We start from the raw sequence: 21,860 nt of genomic DNA on the forward strand, positions 1-21,860 counted from the left end.
GGCTGGTAGCGCCGTGGCATTCCCGCAAATGACGACAGGGCGTTGATTCCACTTCGCAGCAAAAGGCGGCATGCATGTTTTCGCACAAACAATGCAATCTTCGGATAATATGCGAGTGTTGAAGTCTTCCGCTGGCTTGCGAACGAAGCCAAGCTGAATCTGTGCGGCGGATGGTTTGCGCTCACGTCGTTCGCCGGTTGCGGCTTTCGGGAATCGACACTTATCGGAGCATCATATGGCGAAGCAGATTCGAGAGTATCTCATCGACGATCTTGATGGGGGCCAGGCGCAGGAGACGGTGACCTTCGCGATCGACGGTGTCTCCTACGAGATTGACCTGAGCAGCGAGAACGCTTCTGAGCTGCGCAAGGTGGTATCGCCGTTCGCTTCTCGCGCGCGTAAGGCGACAACGGCCTCCGGATTGCGCAAGCAGCGCCGCGGGCCGACGCCGGCAATGACGCGGGAAAGGTCTGCGGCCATTCGTGACTGGGCTCGCAAGCAGAATCTTTCGGTGAGCGAGCGCGGGCGGATCGCCTCCGCCATTGTGGAGCAGTACGACGCCGCTCACTGATCGATCAGGCTGCTCGTCTTTCCTGGCCTGTCGCGCGACCGGCGCCTTCATAGGCCTGCGATCACGCGGCAGGTACATCAGGGTGGGGCGGAGCGGTTCTGCTCGTTTCGGTGAGGTTCGTATGGCTTGGGATGCGCCTTCTGCGATGTGGCGGGCGGGGCCGACCGGTGAGAGTGCGTGATTCTCAAGACGCGCGCACAGGTGATGCAGCCTGTAGTGCCTGTCAGGGCAGGTGAGGCGGGCGGCGAAAGAGCATCAGTGCGGGCGCAGGCCAATCATCGGTGATGCCATTGCGTTTGTCGTGCCTGGTCCTCACTTCAGGCCCCTGGCCCGCTACGGCTGGCGCGGCCAGTGGCACCACGATCGGTGAGGGCTGCGGCCTCCCTCACCCGTTCATGTCCCGGCGGGGTTGCGCGGGTGCGTCGCGATGGGCGCAGTGATCGGGCGTGCGCGGATGCCGGGGTGAGTGCTCGGCCCTTTCGCGTGCTGCCGCGTTCGGCGGATTCGGGTTGTGATCGGCACGGGGGATGCCCGCGTGCGTGGGGCTGTTGCCGATATCGGCGAGGTCGAGCGAGATGCGGAAGGCGGCCTCGGCCTCGTCGTGCTGGCCGCAGCTGTGCAGAGTGCGGGCGATCTGCGCCCACACAGCGGGGCGGCGCAGCGGGGGGTCGTGAGCGTCGGCCACCTCAGCTGCCGCCCGTGCGTGGGCGAGGGCCTGCTCCGGGTGCCCGGTCGCGGCTGCGGCCTGGGCGCAGATGAGCAGGGCGTGGCAGCGCAGGGCCGGGTTGAGATGGCTGCGCTGCAGTGCGCGGGTGGCGTGCTGGTGGGCTCGGTGGAGATGGCCTGCGCTGAGGGCTGCGTGCGCCAGGTGCACGTCGGCTGCGACCATGTCGCGGGCGGGGGCGTGGCAGGCGCGCAGGTCGGCGCAGGCATCTTTGACGCGTGCGTAGATGCTGTCGGCGCCTCCTTGGCCGGGCAGGAGCGCGTGCTCCAGGCGCAGGCGGGCGAGCTCGAGGTCGTTGCGGGCCTGCTGGGCGTGGCTGCAGGCGAACTTCATGGCCAGATCGGCCAGGTCGGTGCGGCCTTGTGCCGCCCATCTCATGGCGATGTTGCGGCGCAATGCGATCTTGGCTCGCGCATTGCCGAAGCGGCCGTTGAGCTCGTCGTGGAGCAGGCTGAGGTCCGGCAGCAGCGCCAGGCGCAGGGTGTAGCCCGCTTCGGTGTACAGGCGGCGTAGCACGAGCAGCAGTTCAAGGTGTTCCTCGCTCCACCTGCGGTCTGGCGGGCGGGACAGGTGAGCTGCGGTGGTGAGCTGGGCGGGGGTGAGCGAGATCAGCTCGCGCAGTTCGTCCTCGGCCAAGGCGATGGCTGCGCTGTCGTCGCCGCGTTCGTGGAGCGCTTTGCACAAGGCGTGGGTGACGGCGCAGCCCAGGCCGTCGCCGGGCACAGCCTGCGCCGGCCCGGTGCGGGTGCGCGCGGCGGTGAGCCGGTCGATGGCTTCGTGCAGGTCGCCGGCCTCGTGTGCGGTTTCGGTGAGCCACAGGGCGGCTTGCTGGATTGCGGCGGGCACAGCTGGTGTCGCAGGGTGCGCCAGGACCTCACGCAGCAGCAGGTCGGCGTCGCGGTGGCGGCCGGTGTTGAGCAGGCGGCGGGCTCGAAGGAGCTGGGTGCGCAGGTGGTCGAGGTCGGTGCTGCTGACTCCGGTGGCCAGCCATTGTCGGCAGACGTCCAGGCGTCGGCTCAGGTGAGGAAGATGAGGCAGAGGGTTGCGTCGGCCTGCCTCCAGCAGGCTGATGAGGGAGTTCGACAGGTGAGGGCGGGCCAGGTCGTTCTGTGAGCGCCGCTGGGAGATGCGGGTGGTGTGGATGCGCCGGCCTATCTCCTGGGGTGTGCCGGGCGTCGGCTCCAGGGGCCAGGGCAGAGGGTCGGGAGCCAGGAGGCGCAGATGACGGCGGGCGCGGCGGTTGCTCATGTCAGGGGTGTCCAGGGTGCGGTTGGGCCGGTGCGGGCGGCTGGAGGCGGGCGTGGCGATGAAGGATGGTCGCCGCGGCTTTGATCAGACAGTGTTCGGGCGCGATGGCCGGCTGGGAGCTGATGATGCGGGCCAGCACGTGGTAGGCGGTCGCCTCGTCGACCGCGTAGCGGGCGGCTAGGCGATCCAGGGCGCGAAGGTCGAGGGAGAAGAGGTCGGAGTCGCTGCTGTCGAGGTCGCGCTGGTGCCGGGGGGCGGCGGCGGACAGCTCGGTGCGCGCCTGCTGGAGCTCGCGGCGGGCCTGCATCAGCGGCAGCGGGGTGGCGCCTTGACCGGGCAGGCAGAGCTTCCATGCCTTCCATGCGGTGGGGTCGTCCCATCCAGGGACGTCGCCGATCCACGCGGCAGGTTGGGGGCAGGCGTGGGGGGTGTCCTTGTAGCGGGTGCGCCATGTGCTGACCAGGGCGGCGTTGGCGCCGAACAGGGCACCTATCTGTTTGAGGCCCATGAAGTGGCGGGGCGGCAGGGGTGACATGGCTCCTTCTGTTGGGTGCGGGCCGCTCACCGGGGGCGTGCCGGGCGGCGTGCGGGGTGCCCGGCGGCTGCGGCTTGCCGGGCACCCCGGCGGGCGGGGCTTGTCTGCTTGGCTGTCAGCGCGCAGGCCGGGCCAGGGTTTCGGCCTCCAGCAGGACCAGGTCGTGCGGCAGAGGATGCCTGCCGGTGATCTGCAGTCCGGCGCGCAGCATCAGGCCGTCGTATTCCAGCGCGGTGCGCTCGGCCGCCCCGGGCAACAACGCGCACATCTTGAGGTCGAGGTCGAGCACCGGGTGCGGTCCTCGCACCGAGGTCGGCATGAGCGCCTCGACGACCCACAGCCGGCTGCCGGGGGCGCGGCCCATCTGCTCGGCGACGTTGCGCAGGATGAGGTGCGCCTGCGTGTCCGGCCAGTTGTGCAGGACGCTGCTGAGTACATACAGCTGAGCGCCCTGGGGTGCGGCGGCGAACATGTCGCCGGCGACGACGTCGACGCGCTCAACCAGGCCTTGACCGGCCAGCGCGGCGCGGGCGCAGGGGGCGACATCGGGCCGCTCGAGCAGGATGGCACGCAGGTGAGGGTGCTGGTGCAGCAGGACGGCCAGCAGGTGCCCGTGGCCGCCGCCGATGTCGGCCACGGTGTGCACACCGCCCAGGTCGCGCTGGGCGAGCGCGGTGGCGATGGTGTGGGTGCGGGCGGCCATGAAGGCGTGAAAGCGTGTGGCCGCCCGCTCGTCGCCTGCCAGCCGCTCATACAGCCCGTCCTTTGCTGTCCCGGCAGGGTCGGCGGTGCGGGCGACGGTGTGGCTCAGTTGCCCGGCCGCCTGCCAGGCCACGGGGTCTGCGGCCCATTCGACCGCTGGGCGCATGCTGTCGGGGCGCTCGGCGAGCAGCGTCTGCCCGGCGGGGGTGAGGGTGTAGAAGGCGTGGCTGTCGTCGGCGCGCAGGACTCCGATCGCGACGCCTTGGCGCAGGATGCGGTTGAGCACGACGACGTCGAGGGGGTGCTCGCTGCCCTCGGGGCGGCAGCGTTCGGCCAGTTCGGTGGCGTTGGCCTGCACGCCGTCACGCAGGTGCTCGACCAGCCTCAGGCTCACCAGGGTGTGCAGGGCGGCGAAGCGGATCACCCCGTTGATGAGGTCCTGGATCAGGGTGTGCGGGTGCAGGGCCTCGGCCGGTTCCCGCTGGGTGTCGCAGGGCTCTTGCAGGCGCAGGCGCCGGGGGAGCGGTTGCGTCGGGCTGTCGGGGGCGGGCAGGTGCGGCGGGCGGGGGGAGGCGTTCATCGGGTGCTCCCCGGGGTTGGCGGTAGGGGCTGCGGGGCGTGCGGTGGCAGCGCGATCACCATGGTGGTGACATCAACGGGTTTGCCGAGGTAGCCGTAGGCGAGCATGGTGTCGGCGACGCGCTGCAGCCGCTTGGGCTCCAGCGTGAGTGGAAAGGAGCCCAGGGCGATGCTGGTGCTCAGGTCCTGGGGGATTTTCGTGTAGGTGGGCAGGATGTCGGTGACGGCGACCCGGTCACGGGCGGCCACCTGCTGGGCGCGGCTGATGGCCCGCTGAAAGGCTGAGACCAGTGCGGGCTGCTCCCGCGCGGTTTTCGCACTGGTGGCCCACCCTGCGATCGGGAAGCTTTCGGTCGGCCCTTGCATCAGGTCATACAGGCGCCGATGACCGCGGGCGTCGGCGGCGGAGATGAACGGCTCGGTCATCCAGGCGGCGATGCGCCGCGAGTCGCCGCGGTTGTCCAGGGCGGCGAGCATGTCCGGCAGCGCGATCGTGGTCTGCACGATGTCGTTCTTGCTGAGGCCGACGGTGTCGAGCGCGACCTCGGTGGTGAGTGTCCCGATGGAGTTCAAGGTGGCGGTCGCCACGATGCGTTTGTCACCGCCCGGTGCAGGCTTGAGGTCGGCCAGGTCCTTGATGTCGGAGTCTTTGGCCACCATGAGGACGAAGGCACCGGGTGCGGCGGCGTAGGCGTCGGCCACCAGCTTTATCGACCCGGGTGTGTTGCCTTCGGCCGCGAGTGCGGCCGGGTAGTTGAGCAGGGCGAAGTCCAGGCCGCCGCCCAGGAGCGGGGCCAGGGCGAAGGCTCCGCCCTGGATGGTCTCCACGCGCACGCTGAGGCCTTCCGCGCGGAAGAATCCGCGCTGTGCGGCGATGTACAGCGGGGCGCAGTCGGGGATCGTCATCGCCCCGACCTTGATCGCCCTCAGCTGATCGTCTGCGTCCGCCGAGGTGTCGCCTGTGCGGGCACACCCCACACCAACAGCCAGAAGTAATGACATCAGCACTATGAGTGTTCGTTTCATGGCGTGCTCCAGCACGAGAAGAGGTGAGGGGCCTCGTCCCGAGATAGGGCTCTCAGGAAGAGGAGGAGAGGAGGGCCTGCGGTCCGGCCAGGCGGCGCCTGTCTGCAGTCACCAGCTCATCCGCTGATGGGGCACCGCTCGCAAGGCCGGGCCGCAGGAGTCTGGGCGTGCGGCGCGCGGCTGGCGCCGGCACCACGTGCCTGCCACGCACCGCACGAATCAAGGCGTCGAAATCGGCGGCGCAGGCCGGGCCGGAACGTGACAGGCGAGCCCGCCCTGGCCTGCGCCGTCCCGGTACGAATCCGCCCCTGATTCCGTACCGGGGTGGCAGCACGCCTTCCGCCCAGTTGACGAGGAATGGCTGGGCGCACGGGCGTGCTGCGGGGGAAAGGGTCAGTGTCGAGAGCTCCGAACCTCAAGCATCGGCGTGCGCCGCGCACAGGCGGGTGGTCGCGATGGCTGCCGAGCGAACAACGACGATCTTCGGGGCGCCGACGAGGTCCGCGAGCGAGGCTGTGGGGCTGGTGAAGTCACCGTCGAGTGCGGCAGCAGCCTCACCCCATCCTCAGTCAAGGTTATCTGCGTGTGCACCGGCCACGCCTTTGCGGCTGCGAGGGGGTGTTCGCGTATCTCACGCTGCGGATCCGGCATCACCGCGATCGTGAAAGCGCCTTCTTCTCCCCGCCCCTGGCCTGCGCCCGGCGATGTCACTGTGATCACGCCGCCCCCTGTCCGGTGACGCCCTCGGCCTGGATGGCCACACCACCGACGAAGCGCGCCTCAGGGTTGCCGATCAGTTCCTCAAGCAGCGTCGGCCGCCAGCGCTGAACGCTCACCAGTGGCTCCAGCAGCTGCCAGCCCGACAACAACCCCTCGATCTGCTCATGCCTGCGTGGCCACATCGAGGCCGATGCCTTGCTGTAGACGTTGCGGGCTTGCTCGAGCTTGCGCGCGTCTTCCTCGGTGAGCTCCTGGCCTCGTTGGAAGGGGCAGGCGTGCGTGATCACCAGCCGGCTGCCCTGCGGCAGGACCTGCGCCAGCTCAGCCACGATCTCCTCAGGCCGCTCATCGGGCGCGATGAAGTGGAGCAACGCCACCATCAGCACCACCACTGGCCTGCCCGGCTCCAGCAGTGCTCTGATCGCGGGATGCTGCAGCGGATCGGCGTCCGCATCACCTGGACGGGCGATGATGTCGCGCACATCGGCGCGTACCATCACCGCCCCGGGCGAGCCCGACAGCAGGGCACGGCCGTGCACGGCGACGACGTCGTCGTGGTCGACGTAGACGACGCGGACGTCGGGGTTGATCTCTTGCGCCACCTGGTGGACGTTCCGCCTCGTGGGCAGACCGGAGCCGAAGTCGATGAAGCGATCGAAGCCCTCTTTGGCGAGATGAGACACCACGCGTCCCAAGAACTCCCGGTTGTCCTGCACCGCGGCGCGGACGTCGGGGTAGAGCTTGTGCAATTGCTCGGCTGCTTCGCGATCGGCGGGCCAGTGGTCCTTTCCGCCGAGCAGGTAGTCGTAGATGCGGGCCGCGTTCGGGACCTTCGGGTCAAGGGCGAGCGGCACCGCATCCCCGTAGTCCTTCACAGTCGGCGGCGGTGACGCTCCGGCCTGTTCGGAGACGCTCTCCGCAGCGGATGACGACGGAGTGAGCGTGCTCATCACAGCCTTCCAGCGGGAATGACCCCGACGAAGCAGCAGGGGAGAGTGCGCGTTCCCTCGGGGTTCAACGAGCCCGTCTTTGGTACGGCTGTGCACTGACTCACGACGTGTACTCCTCTCACGCGACGCACCTCCACTCAAGGGAGAAGAGTCCGGCAGTTGGACGCTCATCGGCATGCGTTGCGACGCGAGCTCGACACCGGGTAGATCGGGCTCTTCCTGGCGAGGCAAGTCAGCAACGACTACGCTAAACATTAAACGTTTGACGTATGTACTGTGGCGCGAGAAGGGGAGCTCGTCAAGGTCAAACGTTTGACGTATTCGTTCCGTTACGAAGGGAAGCAGATGGGCACCTACTCCTTCCGCGAGATCGCCGATGTCGTCGAAGGTGAAATCCGCGACGGCACCCCGACCTTCGGCGACCGGTTATCAGCGGAATCGACTCTCGCTGCGCGTTTCGGTGTTTCCCGCGGTCTGGTCAACCGGGCTTTGCAGAGCCTGCACGCCCGCGGGCTTGTTCGTCCTCGTCAGGGGGATGGCACCCGTGTCACCTACTTGCGCCCCTTCACGCACTCTCCGGCCCGCTACCAGAGCGAGCACCGCGAGCGCGATGGAGCGAAAGGTGCGTTCGACGCCGAGGTCCGTGCCCGAGGCTTGACGCCCGTCCATGAGATCACCACCGAACGGGTTCAGGCCCCGGAACGCATCGCCGCTCTGATGGGCCTGCCCGCCGGGCAGGTCAACGCAATCCGGCGCCACCGGAGACTCCTAGCCTTTCGCGGCGGCCCAGAATCCAGCGTGGTCATCCGGATCAACACCTCCTGGCTGCCTCTCGACATCGCAGCGGGCACGGCACTCGAAGAGCCCGACCCCGCCATCATCGGCGGCATCAAAACAGCCCTGACCAACCTAGGACATAGCCAGCACATAGCCTGGGAGACCGTAGAAGCCCGCAGACCCACTTCTGCGGAGGTCCGTCAGCTCGAAGTCAGTTCTGAGAGCACCGTCTACGACATCGAGCACGTGGCCAGCACCAGCGACGGCCGCGTCGTCGAGGTCACATGCGCGACGGCACCCACCCACTATCTAACTCTGCACAGCTTGGTCATCCTGGATTGACGGAACGCGACAGATGAGGGGCGAGAAGGTCATGTGTGGCCCGGCATCAGCCGAGGTGTCGTGCGCTTCGGATGATCGCTCTGCACTGCACAGGTCCGGCAGGTTCTCCCGGCCCCAACACACCCGGGCGGCCGATGATGCGCATCCTGGTCTAGCTGTACTTGGCGACAGTCGGCTGATGGCTGGCCCCCAATTTTGTAAGGCTTCGATGTGGGCCAGGCTGGCGTGGTCGTTGATGGAGGTGTTCCGATAGTCGTAGCCATCCCCGCCCGTGAACCTGTTCGCTGCGACCGCATCCCCGTGGCCGTCGCCGCCGGAGTGCGGCCGAGTCTTTGACATTCAGGTGGATCAGGTCGCCGAGGCAGGATGGTCATAGCAGTTGGCGCTGCTGCGGTCGGCCGAATTCGGGTGTCGATCAGTGGGACGCAAGCCAGCAGGGTGTCGTGGCGGCGCGAGGGACGGTGATGGTGCAGGCCGACGCGCCGCACGCTGCGACCAGCCGGCCGAGTCCTGCCGCAACTCGGTACGCGAGCGGCCAGCACGTCTTTCAGTGTGCGGCGATGAACGGCAAGGGCAGGAGTGATCCACTGCGTCGTTCCTTGAGCCCGTCCCAGTCCTGTTCACACTAGCGACGTATTCAGCGATGCCCGCATTGACGCGATACGCCCATCGACCACGGGCAGCCTGCCTCCACGAGCGTGGCGGGCCAGCAGGCATCTGCCATAGAGGGCGAGGCGAGCGATGACGTGGCTCACCAAGACCTCCGGGTGCTGGTGAAGCGGCCAACTCCACCAAGCCCGGAGGTCTTCTACGTGATCAGTTGCCTACAGCCATGTGGCACCAAGATCGCGGCCAAGTTCATCTGCGATGGCGACAGGGCGCCTTAGCACTCCGATCGAGGCATGCGACGCCCCTCTTCGGCGACTCCACATTCGATCGCGAGGCCATACGTGGCCCGGCTCTTCCTCTGACCTCACAGCGCTCGGGCGTGCTCGAAGCGCAGAATGTACTCTCTCATTCGCCGACATAGGAGAACGTCGGATGCTTGTGCATCAGGAAGTCGTGGTGACTGATGTTCCAGGCATAGGCACCCGCCATGGCGAACTCAACCACATCTCCGCGCTGCAGTGTGATCGGCACCCGGGCGGCGAGCTGATCTTTTGGCGTGCACAGCTGCCCGACGATGGTGGTCGGCTCACCAGCAGGACCAGCAACGACAGGCTGATCATGACCCTTGGTTGCAGGGGTGCGGATGTGATGCGTACCACCAGCCACGACGGCGAACTTCTGACCGTGCACGCGCTTCACGTCGATTACCTGGGTGGCGTAACGGCCGCAGTAAACGGTCAGAGATCGGCCGGGCTCGATGCGGAAGGTCTCCTCCGGTCGACGTAGCGTGGCCAGACCGCGACCGTAGGCCTCCCAGTTGAAGCGCGCATCCGGGTCGGCATAGGAGACCGTCATGCCACCGCCAAGATTGATCTCCGTCAGTCCCAGGCTGCGCGCATACTCCACGATGGCGGCAGCGAGCTGCAACATCTGCTCAGCCTGCAAACCGCTAGCCAAGTGTGCGTGCAGTCCGCGCAGCCGGACCCGTGTTTGTCCCTCCAAAAGCTTCAGGCTCTCCGCGACACCTTCGGGATCCATACCGAACGGAGTGGCGCCCCCCATGGCCAACGACGCCCCGTCGATAGGAACTTGCAGATTGACGCGTAGCAGGATGTCGGCCTCGCTACCAGAGGCGAGCAGCCGGGCCAGCTCGTCTGGACTCTCGACGTGTAGGCGGAATACCTGGGGGGCCAACGCTAGCTCTTGGTCGGTCTTACCCGGGCCGCCGAAGGCGATTGGCAGCCTTGGCTGCAACTGGTGCACGTGCTCGTACTCGCCACCGGAGGCCACCTCCAAGCCGTGCACATGCCGCGCCACGACCGCGAGCAGGCGAGGGTCAGGATTGGCCTTGACCGCGTAGTACAACTCGACCTCGCCGAGCGCCTGACGAACGGAGGTCAGGTGGCGATCGAGTGCCTCAAGATCGTAGATGAACGCGGGCAACTGGCCGACCTCGGCCAACTCGTGTGCGCGCTGTGTGAGGGAGTCGAAGACTTGGCTCATGTGGGGCTCCAGATTCCTCGAACGAATGTTGCTCAGGCAGTGCGAACGGAGTCAGGCAAATGAGATGGCGAGTTCGATGATCAGATAGTTCGCCGGAGCGATGGTCTGGGTGACCTCGACCACGCGGCCGTCGCTGGTGCTGGCCACGTGCTCGATGTCGTAGACAGTGCGCTCCGGCCCGATCTCCAAATGCGCCTGTTCAAGGGCAGCAGGGAGCCGGTTGAAGATCTTCTCGCTCGCGTTCGTCTGCCGGTGTCCTAGGTTGGTCAGGGCTGTTTTGATGCCGCCGATGATGGCGGGGTCGGGCTCTTCGAGTGCCGTGCCCGCTGCGATGTCGAGAGGCAGCCAGGAGGTGTTGATCCGGATGACCACGCTGGATTCTGGGCCGCCGCGAAAGGCTAGGAGTCTCCGGTGGCGCCGGATTGCGTTGACCTGCCCGGCGGGCAGGCCCATCAGAGCGGCGATGCGTTCCGGGGCCTGAACCCGTTCGGTGGTGATCTCATGGACGGGCGTCAAGCCTCGGGCACGGACCTCGGCGTCGAACGCACCTTTCGCTCCATCGCGCTCGCGGTGCTCGCTCTGGTAGCGGGCCGGAGAGTGCGTGAAGGGGCGCAAGTAGGTGACACGGGTGCCATCCCCCTGACGAGGACGAACAAGCCCTTCGGCATACAGAACCCCCAGAGCGCGGTTAGCGAGGCCGCGGGAAACACCGAAACGCGCAGCGAGATCGGGTTCGGGGGGAAGCTTCTCACCGAAGCCAGGAGTGCCGTCGACGATCTCTCGCCGCAGGCTGGAGGCAATGTCGCGGAAGGAGTGAGTGCTCATTGAGTTCCTTTCATGCCTTCCAGGATACGCCAAACGTTTGAGGACCCTTGACGAGCCCCACGCCCAGGGCAAGGATAAACACTAAACGTTTGATCTTTATGCGTTCGGGTTGATGAGCCTACGAAGCGGGCGCAGGACCAGGGGTCTCTCATGCCGCGGCAGATGCACCCCATCGAGCCGCACTGAGCTGACAGCGGGCCCAACCGTCACGCCCGGCAAGGAGGGTGTGTGTCAGCAAGGAAGGCGATGGCAGGTCTTCCGCAGGAGACGGTTGCTGCAACCAACCCCAGCCCGAGAGGGGGAACTGCGCCGGCCAAGCCAGCCATGCGCCGATGTGTACTCGCATACACATGTCCGGCCAGGTGCAGCGTCTACTCCGACTCCCCGCGCCCTCGTAAGCAGCCTAGAGCATTGCCCCTGATTGGGTGGCCGAAAGTCATCGCGCCTACTGCCGCTGTCGACATCATTACCATCACACTGATCGAAAGCGAGTCGCTGTTCTTCCCTGGCGTCGGCGGCCTGATCACCTTCTTGCTTGAGCAAGCACGCCTGGTTGAGGTGTGCGCCCCCGTCTTCTGGGGTTCTGGAACGCTGTGCGGTGCGCCCGGAAGGCCAAGCGTCAGCCTCGGGACAAGCTTCTGTAGTGACGACCCAGGTAGCACTGGTAGACCCACCTGCCAGCGAATCCTGATCAACATCCGCTGTGCTCTGGAATACCCCTCTTCCTACGTGTGGGCATTTCGCGCGTGGGGAGAGGGTCGGACAAGTAACCACTACGCCCACTGCACTCGGAGTGATCGACGTTGGCGTCGACCGAGGCCGAGCATTGGACGCTCAGGCGAAGGCACACATCTCCAGCCCCAGCAGATCCAGCAGTTGTGCTCATGCGGCAGCGCAGTCGCTGCTGTGCTCGCTGACGCGAGGCCAGACCATGCCCGATGGATCGCATGCTGGTGGCGAGAAGCATCTGCGAACGCCCCTTGCCGGTTACTCAAGAAAGCTCGTATCAAGACACGCCGAATCCATGCGCGGGCATCCGTCCGAGTCGGTTGTGGGCGCGCCCACCAGCAGACAGGTGCGAAACCGATGGAGCACGACGGATGCGCGCCCGCACGCTGGCCCACCAGGTCCGCTCCACGAAAGGACAACGATGGCAGTTCTCCAGGACAACTCCACTGCCTGTGCAGATAGGCGCGGTCCACGGTTTGTGTGGCTCGAGGTCACCGGCAGGTGTGTCGCCTCATGTGTGCACTGCTATGCATCCAGTTCGCCTCAGGGCACTCACGGCACCATGACCGAGACCGATTGGCTTGCCGTCATCGATCAAGCCGCCGACATCGGTACCTCCACCATCAGCTTGATTGGCGGCGAACCACTGCTCTACCCAGCACTTCCTCAACTCATGGCACACGCTCTGAATGCAGGTCTGGGAGTCGAGGTCTACTCCTCGCTGGCCGTCCGAGTGCCTCATCTCGTATGGGAGCTCCTTCAACACAAACAGGCACGGCTGGCCTTTTCCTTCTACAGCGACGACCGTGACGAACACCGTCGGATCACCAAGCGCGACACCCTCTCCTTGGTCATGGCCCACATCAGCACCGCTATGGCGGAACTGCTGAGAGTACGAGCGGGAATCGTGCGTGTTCTTCCAGCACAACGGGTCTCCCACGCCAGAGCGTTACTCGCCGCACTAGGCGTGAGGGAGATCGGCCTCGATCATCTCCGTCGCCTCGGCCGCCCCGGCAGCCATCGGCCGGACATGACGCAGTTGTGCGGCAACTGCGGTCAGCGCGCAGCCGCTGTGTTGCCCGACGGAAGCCTCGCCCCCTGCGTCATGGCGCGCTGGATGGCGGCAGGCGATGTGCGTACCGGAGGCTTCGCTCAGGCTTACCGCAGCATGGTCCCGGCCGCCGCGCGTATCGCCGACGTCGTACGACCCGTCACGATGTGCGGACCTGACAACGACGGCCAGTGCCACCCTTGTGAGCCCAGTTGCACGCCTGGCTGCGACCCAGGAGTGGAAGATGACGAATGACCAGCCCTCACCCATTGAGGAGCCCTGCCTGTGACCTCCGACGCATGGGCGTCCGCGCGCTTTCGTGAACGCGCCGACACCCTGGCCGACTACCTCACTGCATGCGGCCACATCGGTGGCCTGTCTTGGGAACAGCCGTCCTGGCGGGTCGCACTGCATGAGGTGCCGCGCCACTTGTTCGTTCCTCAAGTCGGCTACGCCGCTGCCTCCAGCCCGCTGATCGCCTCCCGGGCGATCAATCGCAAAACTAACCCAGTCGACTGGTGGAATGCCGTCTACAGCGACTGCTCGATCATCACCCAACGCGACGACGGCACCGTCATGTCCGCCGACACCTCTGGCACCCCGACCTGTTCGCTTTCGGCCCCCTCAGTCGCCTTCACCTTCTTGAATCTGCTGGAGCTGGGAGATCATCACCGAGTGCTGGAAATTGGTACTGGTACCGGGTGGAGCGCCGCCGTTTTGGCCTGGCGTTTGGGAGGCGAGCAAGTCATCACCGTCGAGGTCGACGAAGACCTCGCCAAGGTAGCCGCTGAGAACCTGCGCCGCAGTGGCTTTACCTCTAGGTTGATCGTCGGCGACGGTTCCGAGGGGTACTCAGCTGGCGGGTTGTACGACCGGGTGCACGTCACTTGCGGGATCCGTGACATCCCTCATGCCTGGATCACGCAGACCCGGCCTGGCGGGCTGATCGCCCTTCCGTACATGCCCGCAGCCGCCTCGCATCACGGTGGCCAACAACTCTTGCTTGATGTCCTCGATGATGGCACCGCCATCGGCCGCTTCCACGGCCCCGCGACCTTCATGATGCTTCGTTCCCAGCGCCGCCCCGCACAGCCCCTCAGCGACCTGGCCGCCGAACAGTCACACACTCAATTCGATCCGCGCACCCTTGTGGATCTGACTGGCAGTCGAGGCGAGGCGATCACGTTGATGCTCGCCGCGCTCGCCCCCGACATCACCATCAGCACTGAGTGGCTGCGCAACGACGACGACACATGGGCCAAGGTGGTGCGGCTTCGCTCCTCGGACGGCTCCAGTTGGGCAACATGCCTCAGCACCTCTGAAGGCAAGGAGTGCACGATCACCCAAGCGGGGACCCGTCGCCTGTGGGAGGAGGCGCAGGCCGCCTACATGTTCTGGTTGCGAGCCGGTAAGCCCAGCCGGGATCGGTTCGGTATCACCGTCACCGCCCACGGCCAGTTCCTGTGGCTGGATCGCCCTGATCGGGTTCTCGCTCCCACCGCTGATCATGCACTCCCTGCGACCAAGAGCAATTTCGCGGATCTGTCCTGACAGAGCCGACTGATATTGTTCACCCGCGCCCGGCCCCGCCGGATACTTGGCCCGGGGGTAGGTTCCGCGGCGTTGACGGCGCCGGGCACCGTGGTTCGGCTACGGCGAAGCCTGACGAGGGCCCACTGCGGGTTCGCATGCGAACATCTAAGATGATCATGCTGATGGTGTCTGCTTACTGCGTCACGGATCAGCGCGTGTGTCCTGGAAGCCGAGGTAGGGTGCGGATTTCCGCCTTTCCCGCTGTGCTCGGGGCTGCCCTGCAAAGGCCCGCTGCGTTGTATCGGGCAATGGCCGCTTACCGTGCGTGTGGCGGGCGGCGCCGCCGACGTTGTGGTTCGGCCTGGACGAAGTCGGTATGGCAGGTGCCGCAGGTGATCGGGCCGCGCTCGAAGCTTGCGGGACTGGCCTGCATCTTGCGTGGCGGCACACAGGCACATGCGATCGTGATCCGGACACCGTCACGACTGATGGGGGCTTCCTGGGTTGGGGAGGGGACGTCGAGGGCATCGCCGTGGTCGAGGCCGTGGTCGTGGTCGACGAGGTCAACCGGCACCGGTGCCGCGGACGTGATCGCAGCCCCGTCGTCCTCGAGGCCAGACGCCGAGCGACTGTCCAGGTCATGATTAGGTATGGCCGGGACGTAGGGCACCCATCGACTGCGCCGATGGGGGAGGCGGGCGCCGTCAATATCGGCGATCTGGCTCTGGTAGCGGTGGGCGGTGGCATCGGTGATGGTGCACTCGCTCCAGCCGATGACCGCGTCCTTCTCCGCGGGCGGCTGCAGCCCCACCTCTGCGGCCAGGCGGGCGAACCTCTTGTTGTGGTAGCGGCTCTTGCTGCTGGTGTCCTCGATCTGGCGCACGTCCGCCAGTCCGTGTGCCGCCTCGTGCAGGAGGGTCTGCATCACCTGCCGTCCGCCGAGGCCGAGCAGTTCGCCGGAAACGAAAAGCTCTGACATTTTGCCTGCTCCGGCGTTCCAGGTGCCGGCAGCGAAGTGGCCCCAGGTAACCTCACCGTAGTCGCCTCGTCCGGTGACGGTGATGACCTGTGGTACCTGGGGGTGGTTGGCGCGGATGGCGGCCCAGGCGGTTTCGATGACCGCGATGACGCGACTGCCGCGTGCGAGCGTTTCCGTCACTCCTCATTCTTAGCATGATCATGCTAAGAATGAGGAGTGACGGAAACGGGTGGCCGTGATGTGGAGGTCGGGGCCACATCATGGTTGCCAGCTGAGTCGTCGTTCGTGCCCGTGCCGTGATCATCCAGGACGTCGTTGCGCCTGCAGCCGGTCCTGGGTGTGAAGGCAGGGGTGAGTGATCGTCCCCCTCGCTCGTCCGCCGCGCGTGCCGCCACTGGGCCTTCGGTCGCCGGCTGATGACGTCAGCGAGTGCGTCCCGCCTGCCCCCGCCATGACCTCCTTCCTGTATCTGGGCCACGAGGATGTCGTGCACCCGTGCCCCATCCGCTGGTGTCATCCGCTCAGGCTTGCTCGGTGGCAGCCTGTCCCGCTCAGGCGCAGGTGCCGGTAGTGCCCGCCGAGCGGGACAGGAGCATCGGCCAGCCTGCGGCAGTGTTCAGCATGATGGTGTGTGGTTGCGCGCGCGGGAGGTGACCCGGCCGTAAGCCACATGTAGCCCAGGCAAGCGCTGCAGGGTCGTCGAGGCGGAGTCTCGGCAGCGAGCCTCAGGTGAGCCAACAGGGTGCTTGGCTAATCAGCGTCCGGCGTTCCTGCAGCCGGACCCGTATCACGACGAACTGGCGTCTCGTCGAAGCCGGAGCTAAAACAGCTGCTCGGGCGAGGCTGCGCCGTTCCCTCTCCGGGGGGTTTCAGGAGCCTGGCGCGTGGACCCCGCAGGGTGGCCACGGCGGCTGCAAGGCTTGTGCTGGGTGAAGTCGGCGGTGACGATCTCGGTGCAGGGACTGACGTCGTGCCAATCGCCGTCGTAGAAGGCCGTGTCGACGCCGAGGTTGAAGTCGAGCGTGATCCCGGTCTGTTCAGCGAAGCGCCGGTAGGCGGGCGGGTAGTCCCACACGGACTGACGGGTGCCGCTGTAGCTGAAGGGCGCCGACGGTTGCGGGATGAGAAAGACACCGAAGCGAGCCAGCTGCGCGGCCACGTCGATGACGTGATACTCCATCGAGGACCCGCGGTAGCGAGGCGCGGCCCGGCTGGCGCGGCTGCTTCGGCCGAAGGGTGGATTGGCGATGGCGGTGTCACATGGGTTCAACCCCATCTCCAAGACCTCGCCGACGTCGGCGCAGATCCACGTCGCCTCGGGAAGCAGCCGACGCCCCACGGCGACGTAGGCAGGGTTCTTCTCCACGCACACCAGCTCCAAGGACGCGCTGTCGCTACCTCGGTTGTTGCCGTAGCACCATCGCACCGCCCACGACAGGTGTCCGATCCCGGCGCACAGGTCGATGACACGCGGCCCGCGAACGTGCAAGGCGAGATCCTTGGCCAGTTCCAGGGGCGTGAAGTAGGCGCCCTCCAGCGGATGGGTGACGACGGAGGACTCCTGCCAATGCGTGAGCACGAATTCCACCTCTTCGCTGGATAAGCAGCGTGCGGAGTCGATGAGGTCGACGGCTTGGTGGTGCCGAAGCGCCGCAGTCTTGGTGAGTTTGGGCATGCGATGTGTGCTCCGTTCGGAAGGTATGGCCGGACTGGGCGCGCCTTGCGGGGTAGCCGACCTGGTGCTGGGGCCATGTGCCGTAGCGGGTGCGAGGGCCGGTCAGGGGCGCGCTTGCATGCCTGGATGCGGTGCGGCGGGGTTCAGCGGCGCGGCATGGGCAGAGTCGGCCTCGCCGCGGACGGCATACCGGCACACTGCCGGTACGCCGTGGTGCTGGCCATCGCATTCGATGGTGGATTGCGTCCGATCGCAGACAGTGAGCTTGCTGCGCAGGTGGTCTTCGACTTCGTTGATGCGCTCGCCGTACAGGGCTTCGTGGTGTTCCTGCCGGTCGCTGGCCTCTGGGATGTCCAGATCGGTGATCAGGTCGGGAAAGGCTTGCACCATCACCCGCATGTAGGTGCCGAACCCCACGGAGTTCAACGGGACGGTGTGGGAGACGGTGCTGAGCACGCAGCACATCTCGGCAGCGGTGCCGGGCCGGGTGTCCAGGCTGGCAGCCACGCGGTCGAGGATCTCGCGACAGTGCGCGCGATAGAGCCGCTCGTAGCGCATGAGCGGGTGCGTGGCTTTCAGGAGCGAGAAGCTGTGCCAGAGGGTGTCGGCGTCCGAGGGGGCGCGTTGCATCGCCGCCTGGATCTCTTCCTCGGCCCAGGCTGTCCGTACGACAACGGAGTTGGCCTCGGCGATGGTCGCGTCGATGAGCGAGTCCAGCGTGGTGAAGCGGTCGCGTGTGGGCATGGCGTCTCCCAGGAGATAGGGGTGCATAGGGCGCCGAACACCGTTGGCCAGGAGTCGGCCAACGGGTGTTTGGCATGGATGCGGGCGGCTGCCGACTTCTCACCCGCACCTGACGGGAATGCAGTCGGCAGCAGATGCGGCCTATGTGGTGAAGCGGCGCAGCACCGGCTTGCCCGGCTCAAAGCCGCAGCGTGCTTGCCTTTGCGCTAGGCGCCCCCTGCGGGCTGCCAACGCGTGGCTCGCCCCCCTAGGTGTTGATGGGGGTGCGCTGGGTCTGGTCTGCGGCGCACACCACCAGCTCACGCGGACCCACAGGGGCGAGGGGGCTAGCGCCAGCTTGCGACGTGAGCGCGCAGGAGGGGGAGCTGTGAGGTGGAGCGTCCATCTTGCGCTTGATCGGTGACGAACCTCTTCCTCGGCGTCAGGGCGCAAAGGGCATCGTTGTTGATCGAGAGGGGAGGGAGTCAGTCGGTGGGCGGTCGGGGAAGGGTGAGCACGCGAAGCAGAGATCTTGACTTCGTCTGCCGATCACTTGCGTCGATGCCGCCTTCTGCGACAGAGACTCGGCAGTGATCTCACCGTCGGTGTTGTCCCCCTGGGCATGTGCCCGGCAGGCCTCACGCGGCTCACTTCCCTTCGGGCGCTGGACGCATCACAGACGGTCGCGGCTCCGGTCTTGAAAGCGCCCGGCACCGTCGGTGCTTCGCAGGCGAGCCGAATGATCAGTCGGGCACCTGTGTCAGAAGCCTGTGCCGCAGCGGGGCATGAGTCATCGTGTACAGCTCACCGAGCGTCAGCCCCATTCGAAGCACTCTGCCTATCCTGGCGAGAGGCAGTCGACCTCCGAGTGCAATGCGGCGCAGACTGACCGCAGAACAGAGCCCGCCAGCGCCTGGTTCTGTTGATCGGCCAGTGCCGCGAAAGGACCAAGGGTGCCCGGCGTGGTGACTCTTGATGTCAAAAGGCTTCGTTGTGACTCCACCAGGTTCGCGCTGGGCTCCCAGAGCAGGCCTGGCCCAAAAGGATCTCCCCATATGCTCGCTGCATCGGAGGCGAATCCGACACGACCAGAGGCACCAGACGGCCCCCACCCCTCGAAGGCGAACGCGCGGCGCTTGCCGTTCGTGAGGTCGCCATGCAGTTCTTCCCAGCGACACGGGCGATGAAGGGACTACGCCTGACACGACAACTGGACGTGGAGAATGAGCCATGGTGTGCCTCCGGCTCCGCAGTTCGCTTCTTGCCACACACCTGCGGTGCGCAGCGCTCGCATGTGGGCTGCGGGTATCGTGGCACTTCGACATCACGATCGAGATCCAGGGCGTCGCCGCGCGGCCGGAGCGGCATCGAGGCCCCTGCCGGTCCGGCGGGGAGCCGGAGTCGACGGGGAACGCGACACCGAGGACGTCGCCCGTGCTGCGCGCGCCGACCTTTCTCCTTGCATCCGGCGCAGCGCAGGCAGTTGGTCGGCGCCGATCGTCACACGATCGCCGCCCTCAGGGGCAGCTTCGATCACACCGCGCTCGCGCAACGTGCGCACCAGATCTGCGGCTACTTCCGGCCGCACCCACATGAGCTGTTGCAGCAAGTGTGGCGAGCAACGTTGCGCTTCCACCACCGTCAGGACGGCGCGCTGCCAGAGACGATCATCGCTGTCCTTCAGGACAGCACGCTCGATGGCAGGGACAGCATGGGCAGGGGCAGCGTTCTCTTTCTGAGCGGCGTCCGTGCGTGATCGTGAGCGGTGCACAGGAGGGCTCGGCCGCATGGGTGGGTCTTGCTGCTGTCGCCTCGTCATCGCCGCCCCATGCGGCGAGGGCGATTGCCGGACCCGTTGTCCTCGCGTTCCAGGGCGTGATCTCCTGCGTGTGCTGGCCGAGACAGCGTCGGCCCCCTGATCGGCCACCCAGCGCTGCAGGCGCCAGATCAGCACGTGAGTCTCGTTTCGTGCTGGACTGGCGAGGTCGTCACGTAGCGGCCGCTGCCCGACTGCCTCGGCCAGCGCGGTGGCGGGCTCATGGCCGAGTTGTTCGATGCGGCGCAGCATTCCGGCCAGTGTCGGCCAGGCAGGTCCGCCCACGATGGCTTCGGCATCGGCCCGCCCCTCCACCGCTGTGGCCAGCGCCTGCTTCAGGTCCGGGCGCTGAGCCGCAGCATGGTCGGCGCGCGCTCGCGGCCGCGCGCCCAGCGCCTCGGCGGCGTATTGCAGGTGCTCGCCTGCCAGACGGGCCACGCAGGCTTGGGCTTGCCTCCCGGCAGCGTGATGGTGCGCTCTCAGCGCCCGCACCGCGAGTACCGCCGCGACAACGAAGGCGAGAACAGCTGCCTGTTCCTCCCCGTGTCCGAGCGCGTGACCGGCCAGCAGGATCGCCTGCATCGCCGCCCGGGCGCGGTGCGCCGCCTGGTTGAGCTCGCGCCAAGGGGTGCGCCCCAGCCGTTGCATGTGCCGGGCGGCCAACTCCAATTCGGACCGCACCTGGGCGGGGGAGCGTTGAGCGGCGACGGTCACCAGATCCGACAGCGCCGCTGCCGTGGCCGCCACGTCCGGCGACGCACCGCGCTGGAGCACCAGGACGGCTTCGCGTACGGCGTCAGCGGCCTGCTGCCAGGCTTGGATGCGGATCTGCTGGTGAGCGTCGATCGCGTCTGCAGGCGAACGCCGCCCCATGATGGGGTGTTTGCGGGCGGCACCCGGCAGGGGCGGATACCGAGCGGCACGGGGACCAAAACGTTGCCGTATTCGAGGCAGCGACAGATCCGGGGCCAGGGTGGAGCCGGAGAACCAAACCGGGCTGCCGTCTGCAGTCACGTCGCCCGGCAGAGCCACCGCATACCCGGTGACGTCCCCGGAAGGAGTGCGGCGCATCTTGACCAGCAACCCGGCCTGCTTCAACCGCGCCACGTAGTCGTCGTCGCTGTGAGACTGGAGGGCTGCGGCTCGAACCAGCGCCTGCAGGTGCTCGCGAGAGGCGACCTTCTCTCCGCACACGCGGTGCGCTTTTCCACGTTCGCCCCGGGTGGGTGCCGACAGCGCGGTGTGATCGGGCTGGGCGGTGATGCGAATGCCGAGCTCGCGCTCCAGCTGTCCGCACTCGTGCCGCAGACGGTAGTAGTCGCCACGCAGGTGCGGCTGCTTGCCGTCTTGGCGGACCAATGTGGCCACAATGTGAATGTGATCGTCAGCATGTCGTATCGCCACCCACCGGCATCCTTCACCGGTGTCGGCGCCCAGACCTGCGGCGGCGACCAGGCGGCGGGCGATGTGAGCCCACTGGTCATCACTCAGCATCCGATCGCCGGGGGCCAGCCGCACCGAGGTGTGCCAGACGTGGCGCTCCACTGCTCCCGGGTACGCGGCCACCGGCCGATCCAGGCGCTGAGCCAGCCGCTGCAGTGCAGTGGGCAGAGGTGCTGATTCTTCGGCCGGATCTGGTTCATGCCCATCCCAACTGGCCACCATGTGCGGGGTGATGTGCTCCTCATGCCGGCCGGGGCCGTACAGGTAGCTGAGCAAGCCGTAGGTGTTGCTTCCACGGCCCACCTTGGAGATCATCGACGCCGGGCCAGCTCATGTACGGCATCGGCAGCGAGTTCCACCCGCTGCACCGCTCTAGCAACCCTGGACAATACGGCCTGAACCTGCGGCAGCTCCCGCCCAGGATCGGCCTCCCTCACCAAGTGACTCAGGCTGTTGCCGACTCGGTTCAGCGCCACCCGTGAAGCCACGAACTCCGCCAGCTGTTCACGCTCATCCAACGGCACCGGCACCAGTTCTTCCTTGGCGACCGCAACTGCGGCGGTCGCGACGAAAGCCCCCACACTCAGCCGTTGACGCTTGGCGGCGAACCTCAAAGTCGCAAGCTCTTCCTCGGAGAAGCGCAGCTTGCCCACGCTTCGAAGTCTTGGCCCACCGGTGCGACTGCGCCGTCCCGACATCGCTCTCCCTGTGACCGATGCTGTCAATGCCACGTTGCGCTAAGTCAGAGCGTGATCGTATCCGGCGATCACCTCACAAGACCGGTAAGCCTGACTTATCCA

General features: G+C 66.6%; 16 protein-coding genes. 4 read left to right on the plus strand and 12 right to left on the minus strand.

Translation table 11 applies throughout. From position 1 onward, the window contains the following. The first annotated feature begins 235 nt into the window (after window positions 1-235). A complete protein-coding gene (locus tag ACTWNK_RS01365) occupies window positions 236-571 on the plus strand; it encodes a histone-like nucleoid-structuring protein Lsr2 (RefSeq protein WP_474301634.1) in 336 nt (111 codons plus the stop codon). Between the two features lie 385 nt (window positions 572-956). Here ACTWNK_RS01365 and ACTWNK_RS01370 read toward each other — a convergent pair whose 3' ends face one another. The 5 genes from ACTWNK_RS01370 to ACTWNK_RS01390 all read right to left on the minus strand — a co-directional run bounded on the left by ACTWNK_RS01370 (window position 957) and on the right by ACTWNK_RS01390 (window position 7,055). Further along, entirely contained in the window at window positions 957-2,543 is a 1,587-nt protein-coding gene (locus tag ACTWNK_RS01370; RefSeq protein ID WP_474301635.1) for a hypothetical protein, read from the minus strand. A gap of 1 nt (window position 2,544) precedes the next feature. After that, on the minus strand, window positions 2,545-3,078 hold the full coding sequence (locus ACTWNK_RS01375; protein WP_474301636.1) for a hypothetical protein: 534 nt from the start codon (window positions 3,076-3,078) through the stop codon (window positions 2,545-2,547). Between the two features lie 115 nt (window positions 3,079-3,193). Further along, window positions 3,194-4,360: a methyltransferase gene (locus ACTWNK_RS01380; protein ID WP_474301637.1), complete on the minus strand. Its 1,167-nt coding sequence runs from the start codon at window positions 4,358-4,360 to the stop codon at window positions 3,194-3,196. After that, a complete protein-coding gene (locus tag ACTWNK_RS01385) occupies window positions 4,357-5,400 on the minus strand; it encodes an ABC transporter substrate-binding protein (protein ID WP_474301638.1) in 1,044 nt (347 codons plus the stop codon). The genes ACTWNK_RS01380 and ACTWNK_RS01385 overlap by 4 nt, the downstream gene beginning before the upstream one ends. Window positions 5,401-6,101: 701 nt before the next feature. Beyond that, on the minus strand, window positions 6,102-7,055 hold the full coding sequence (locus tag ACTWNK_RS01390; protein WP_474301639.1) for an SAM-dependent methyltransferase: 954 nt from the start codon (window positions 7,053-7,055) through the stop codon (window positions 6,102-6,104). 345 nt (window positions 7,056-7,400) lie between these two features. Here ACTWNK_RS01390 and ACTWNK_RS01395 point away from each other — a divergent pair, with 345 nt between their 5' ends. Continuing rightward, window positions 7,401-8,174 (plus strand): GntR family transcriptional regulator, encoded by a 774-nt coding sequence (locus ACTWNK_RS01395; protein WP_474301640.1) that lies wholly within the window; start codon window positions 7,401-7,403, stop codon window positions 8,172-8,174. A 1,014-nt stretch (window positions 8,175-9,188) separates the two neighbouring features. Here ACTWNK_RS01395 and ACTWNK_RS01400 read toward each other — a convergent pair. Continuing rightward, complete coding sequence (locus ACTWNK_RS01400; RefSeq protein WP_474301641.1) at window positions 9,189-10,286, minus strand: alanine racemase; 1,098 nt, start codon at window positions 10,284-10,286, stop codon at window positions 9,189-9,191. Window positions 10,287-10,337: 51 nt separating this feature from the next. After that, entirely contained in the window at window positions 10,338-11,111 is a 774-nt protein-coding gene (locus ACTWNK_RS01405) for a GntR family transcriptional regulator (RefSeq protein WP_474301642.1), read from the minus strand. A gap of 1,150 nt (window positions 11,112-12,261) precedes the next feature. On the opposite strand from ACTWNK_RS01405, the gene ACTWNK_RS01410 reads away from it, so the two are divergent. Next, on the plus strand, window positions 12,262-13,146 hold the full coding sequence (locus ACTWNK_RS01410) for a radical SAM/SPASM domain-containing protein (RefSeq protein ID WP_474301643.1): 885 nt from the start codon (window positions 12,262-12,264) through the stop codon (window positions 13,144-13,146). Between the two features lie 30 nt (window positions 13,147-13,176). After that, window positions 13,177-14,442 carry a methyltransferase domain-containing protein gene (locus tag ACTWNK_RS01415; protein ID WP_474301644.1) on the plus strand — a complete coding sequence of 422 codons (1,266 nt, stop codon included), beginning with the start codon at window positions 13,177-13,179 and terminating at the stop codon, window positions 14,440-14,442. A gap of 298 nt (window positions 14,443-14,740) precedes the next feature. On the opposite strand, the gene ACTWNK_RS01420 is transcribed toward ACTWNK_RS01415, so the two are convergent. The 5 genes from ACTWNK_RS01420 to ACTWNK_RS01440 form a co-directional block, all read right to left on the minus strand. Next, on the minus strand, window positions 14,741-15,583 hold the full coding sequence (locus ACTWNK_RS01420; RefSeq protein ID WP_474301645.1) for a hypothetical protein: 843 nt from the start codon (window positions 15,581-15,583) through the stop codon (window positions 14,741-14,743). 640 nt (window positions 15,584-16,223) lie between these two features. Then, window positions 16,224-17,078: a class I SAM-dependent methyltransferase gene (locus tag ACTWNK_RS01425; RefSeq protein WP_474301646.1), complete on the minus strand. Its 855-nt coding sequence runs from the start codon at window positions 17,076-17,078 to the stop codon at window positions 16,224-16,226. Window positions 17,079-17,180: 102 nt separating this feature from the next. Continuing rightward, a complete protein-coding gene (locus ACTWNK_RS01430) occupies window positions 17,181-17,822 on the minus strand; it encodes a hypothetical protein (protein ID WP_474301647.1) in 642 nt (213 codons plus the stop codon). Between the two features lie 1,303 nt (window positions 17,823-19,125). Further along, a complete protein-coding gene (locus ACTWNK_RS01435; protein ID WP_474301648.1) occupies window positions 19,126-21,375 on the minus strand; it encodes a relaxase/mobilization nuclease domain-containing protein in 2,250 nt (749 codons plus the stop codon). Next, the gene (locus ACTWNK_RS01440; protein WP_474301649.1) at window positions 21,372-21,713 is read right to left on the minus strand and encodes a hypothetical protein; all 342 of its coding nucleotides are present in this window, start codon (window positions 21,711-21,713) and stop codon (window positions 21,372-21,374) included. The genes ACTWNK_RS01435 and ACTWNK_RS01440 overlap by 4 nt, the downstream gene beginning before the upstream one ends. Between the last annotated feature and the right edge of the window lie 147 nt (window positions 21,714-21,860).

The organism is Nonomuraea sp. IBHARD001 (assembly GCF_056106265.1).

Excerpts from the sequence above, each read along its gene's own strand:
- ACTWNK_RS01365 (WP_474301634.1), top strand. The coding sequence starts at position 236 with ATGGCGAAGCAGATTCGAGAGTATCTCATCGACGATCTTGATGGGGGC.
- ACTWNK_RS01370 (WP_474301635.1), bottom strand. The coding sequence starts at position 2,543 with ATGAGCAACCGCCGCGCCCGCCGTCATCTGCGCCTCCTGGCTCCCGAC.
- ACTWNK_RS01375 (WP_474301636.1), bottom strand. The coding sequence starts at position 3,078 with ATGTCACCCCTGCCGCCCCGCCACTTCATGGGCCTCAAACAGATAGGT.
- ACTWNK_RS01380 (WP_474301637.1), bottom strand. The coding sequence starts at position 4,360 with ATGAACGCCTCCCCCCGCCCGCCGCACCTGCCCGCCCCCGACAGCCCG.
- ACTWNK_RS01390 (WP_474301639.1), bottom strand. The coding sequence starts at position 7,055 with ATGAGCACGCTCACTCCGTCGTCATCCGCTGCGGAGAGCGTCTCCGAA.
- ACTWNK_RS01395 (WP_474301640.1), top strand. The coding sequence starts at position 7,401 with ATGGGCACCTACTCCTTCCGCGAGATCGCCGATGTCGTCGAAGGTGAA.
- ACTWNK_RS01400 (WP_474301641.1), bottom strand. The coding sequence starts at position 10,286 with ATGAGCCAAGTCTTCGACTCCCTCACACAGCGCGCACACGAGTTGGCC.
- ACTWNK_RS01405 (WP_474301642.1), bottom strand. The coding sequence starts at position 11,111 with ATGAGCACTCACTCCTTCCGCGACATTGCCTCCAGCCTGCGGCGAGAG.
- ACTWNK_RS01410 (WP_474301643.1), top strand. The coding sequence starts at position 12,262 with ATGGCAGTTCTCCAGGACAACTCCACTGCCTGTGCAGATAGGCGCGGT.
- ACTWNK_RS01425 (WP_474301646.1), bottom strand. The coding sequence starts at position 17,078 with ATGCCCAAACTCACCAAGACTGCGGCGCTTCGGCACCACCAAGCCGTC.
- ACTWNK_RS01430 (WP_474301647.1), bottom strand. The coding sequence starts at position 17,822 with ATGCCCACACGCGACCGCTTCACCACGCTGGACTCGCTCATCGACGCG.
- ACTWNK_RS01435 (WP_474301648.1), bottom strand. The coding sequence starts at position 21,375 with ATGATCTCCAAGGTGGGCCGTGGAAGCAACACCTACGGCTTGCTCAGC.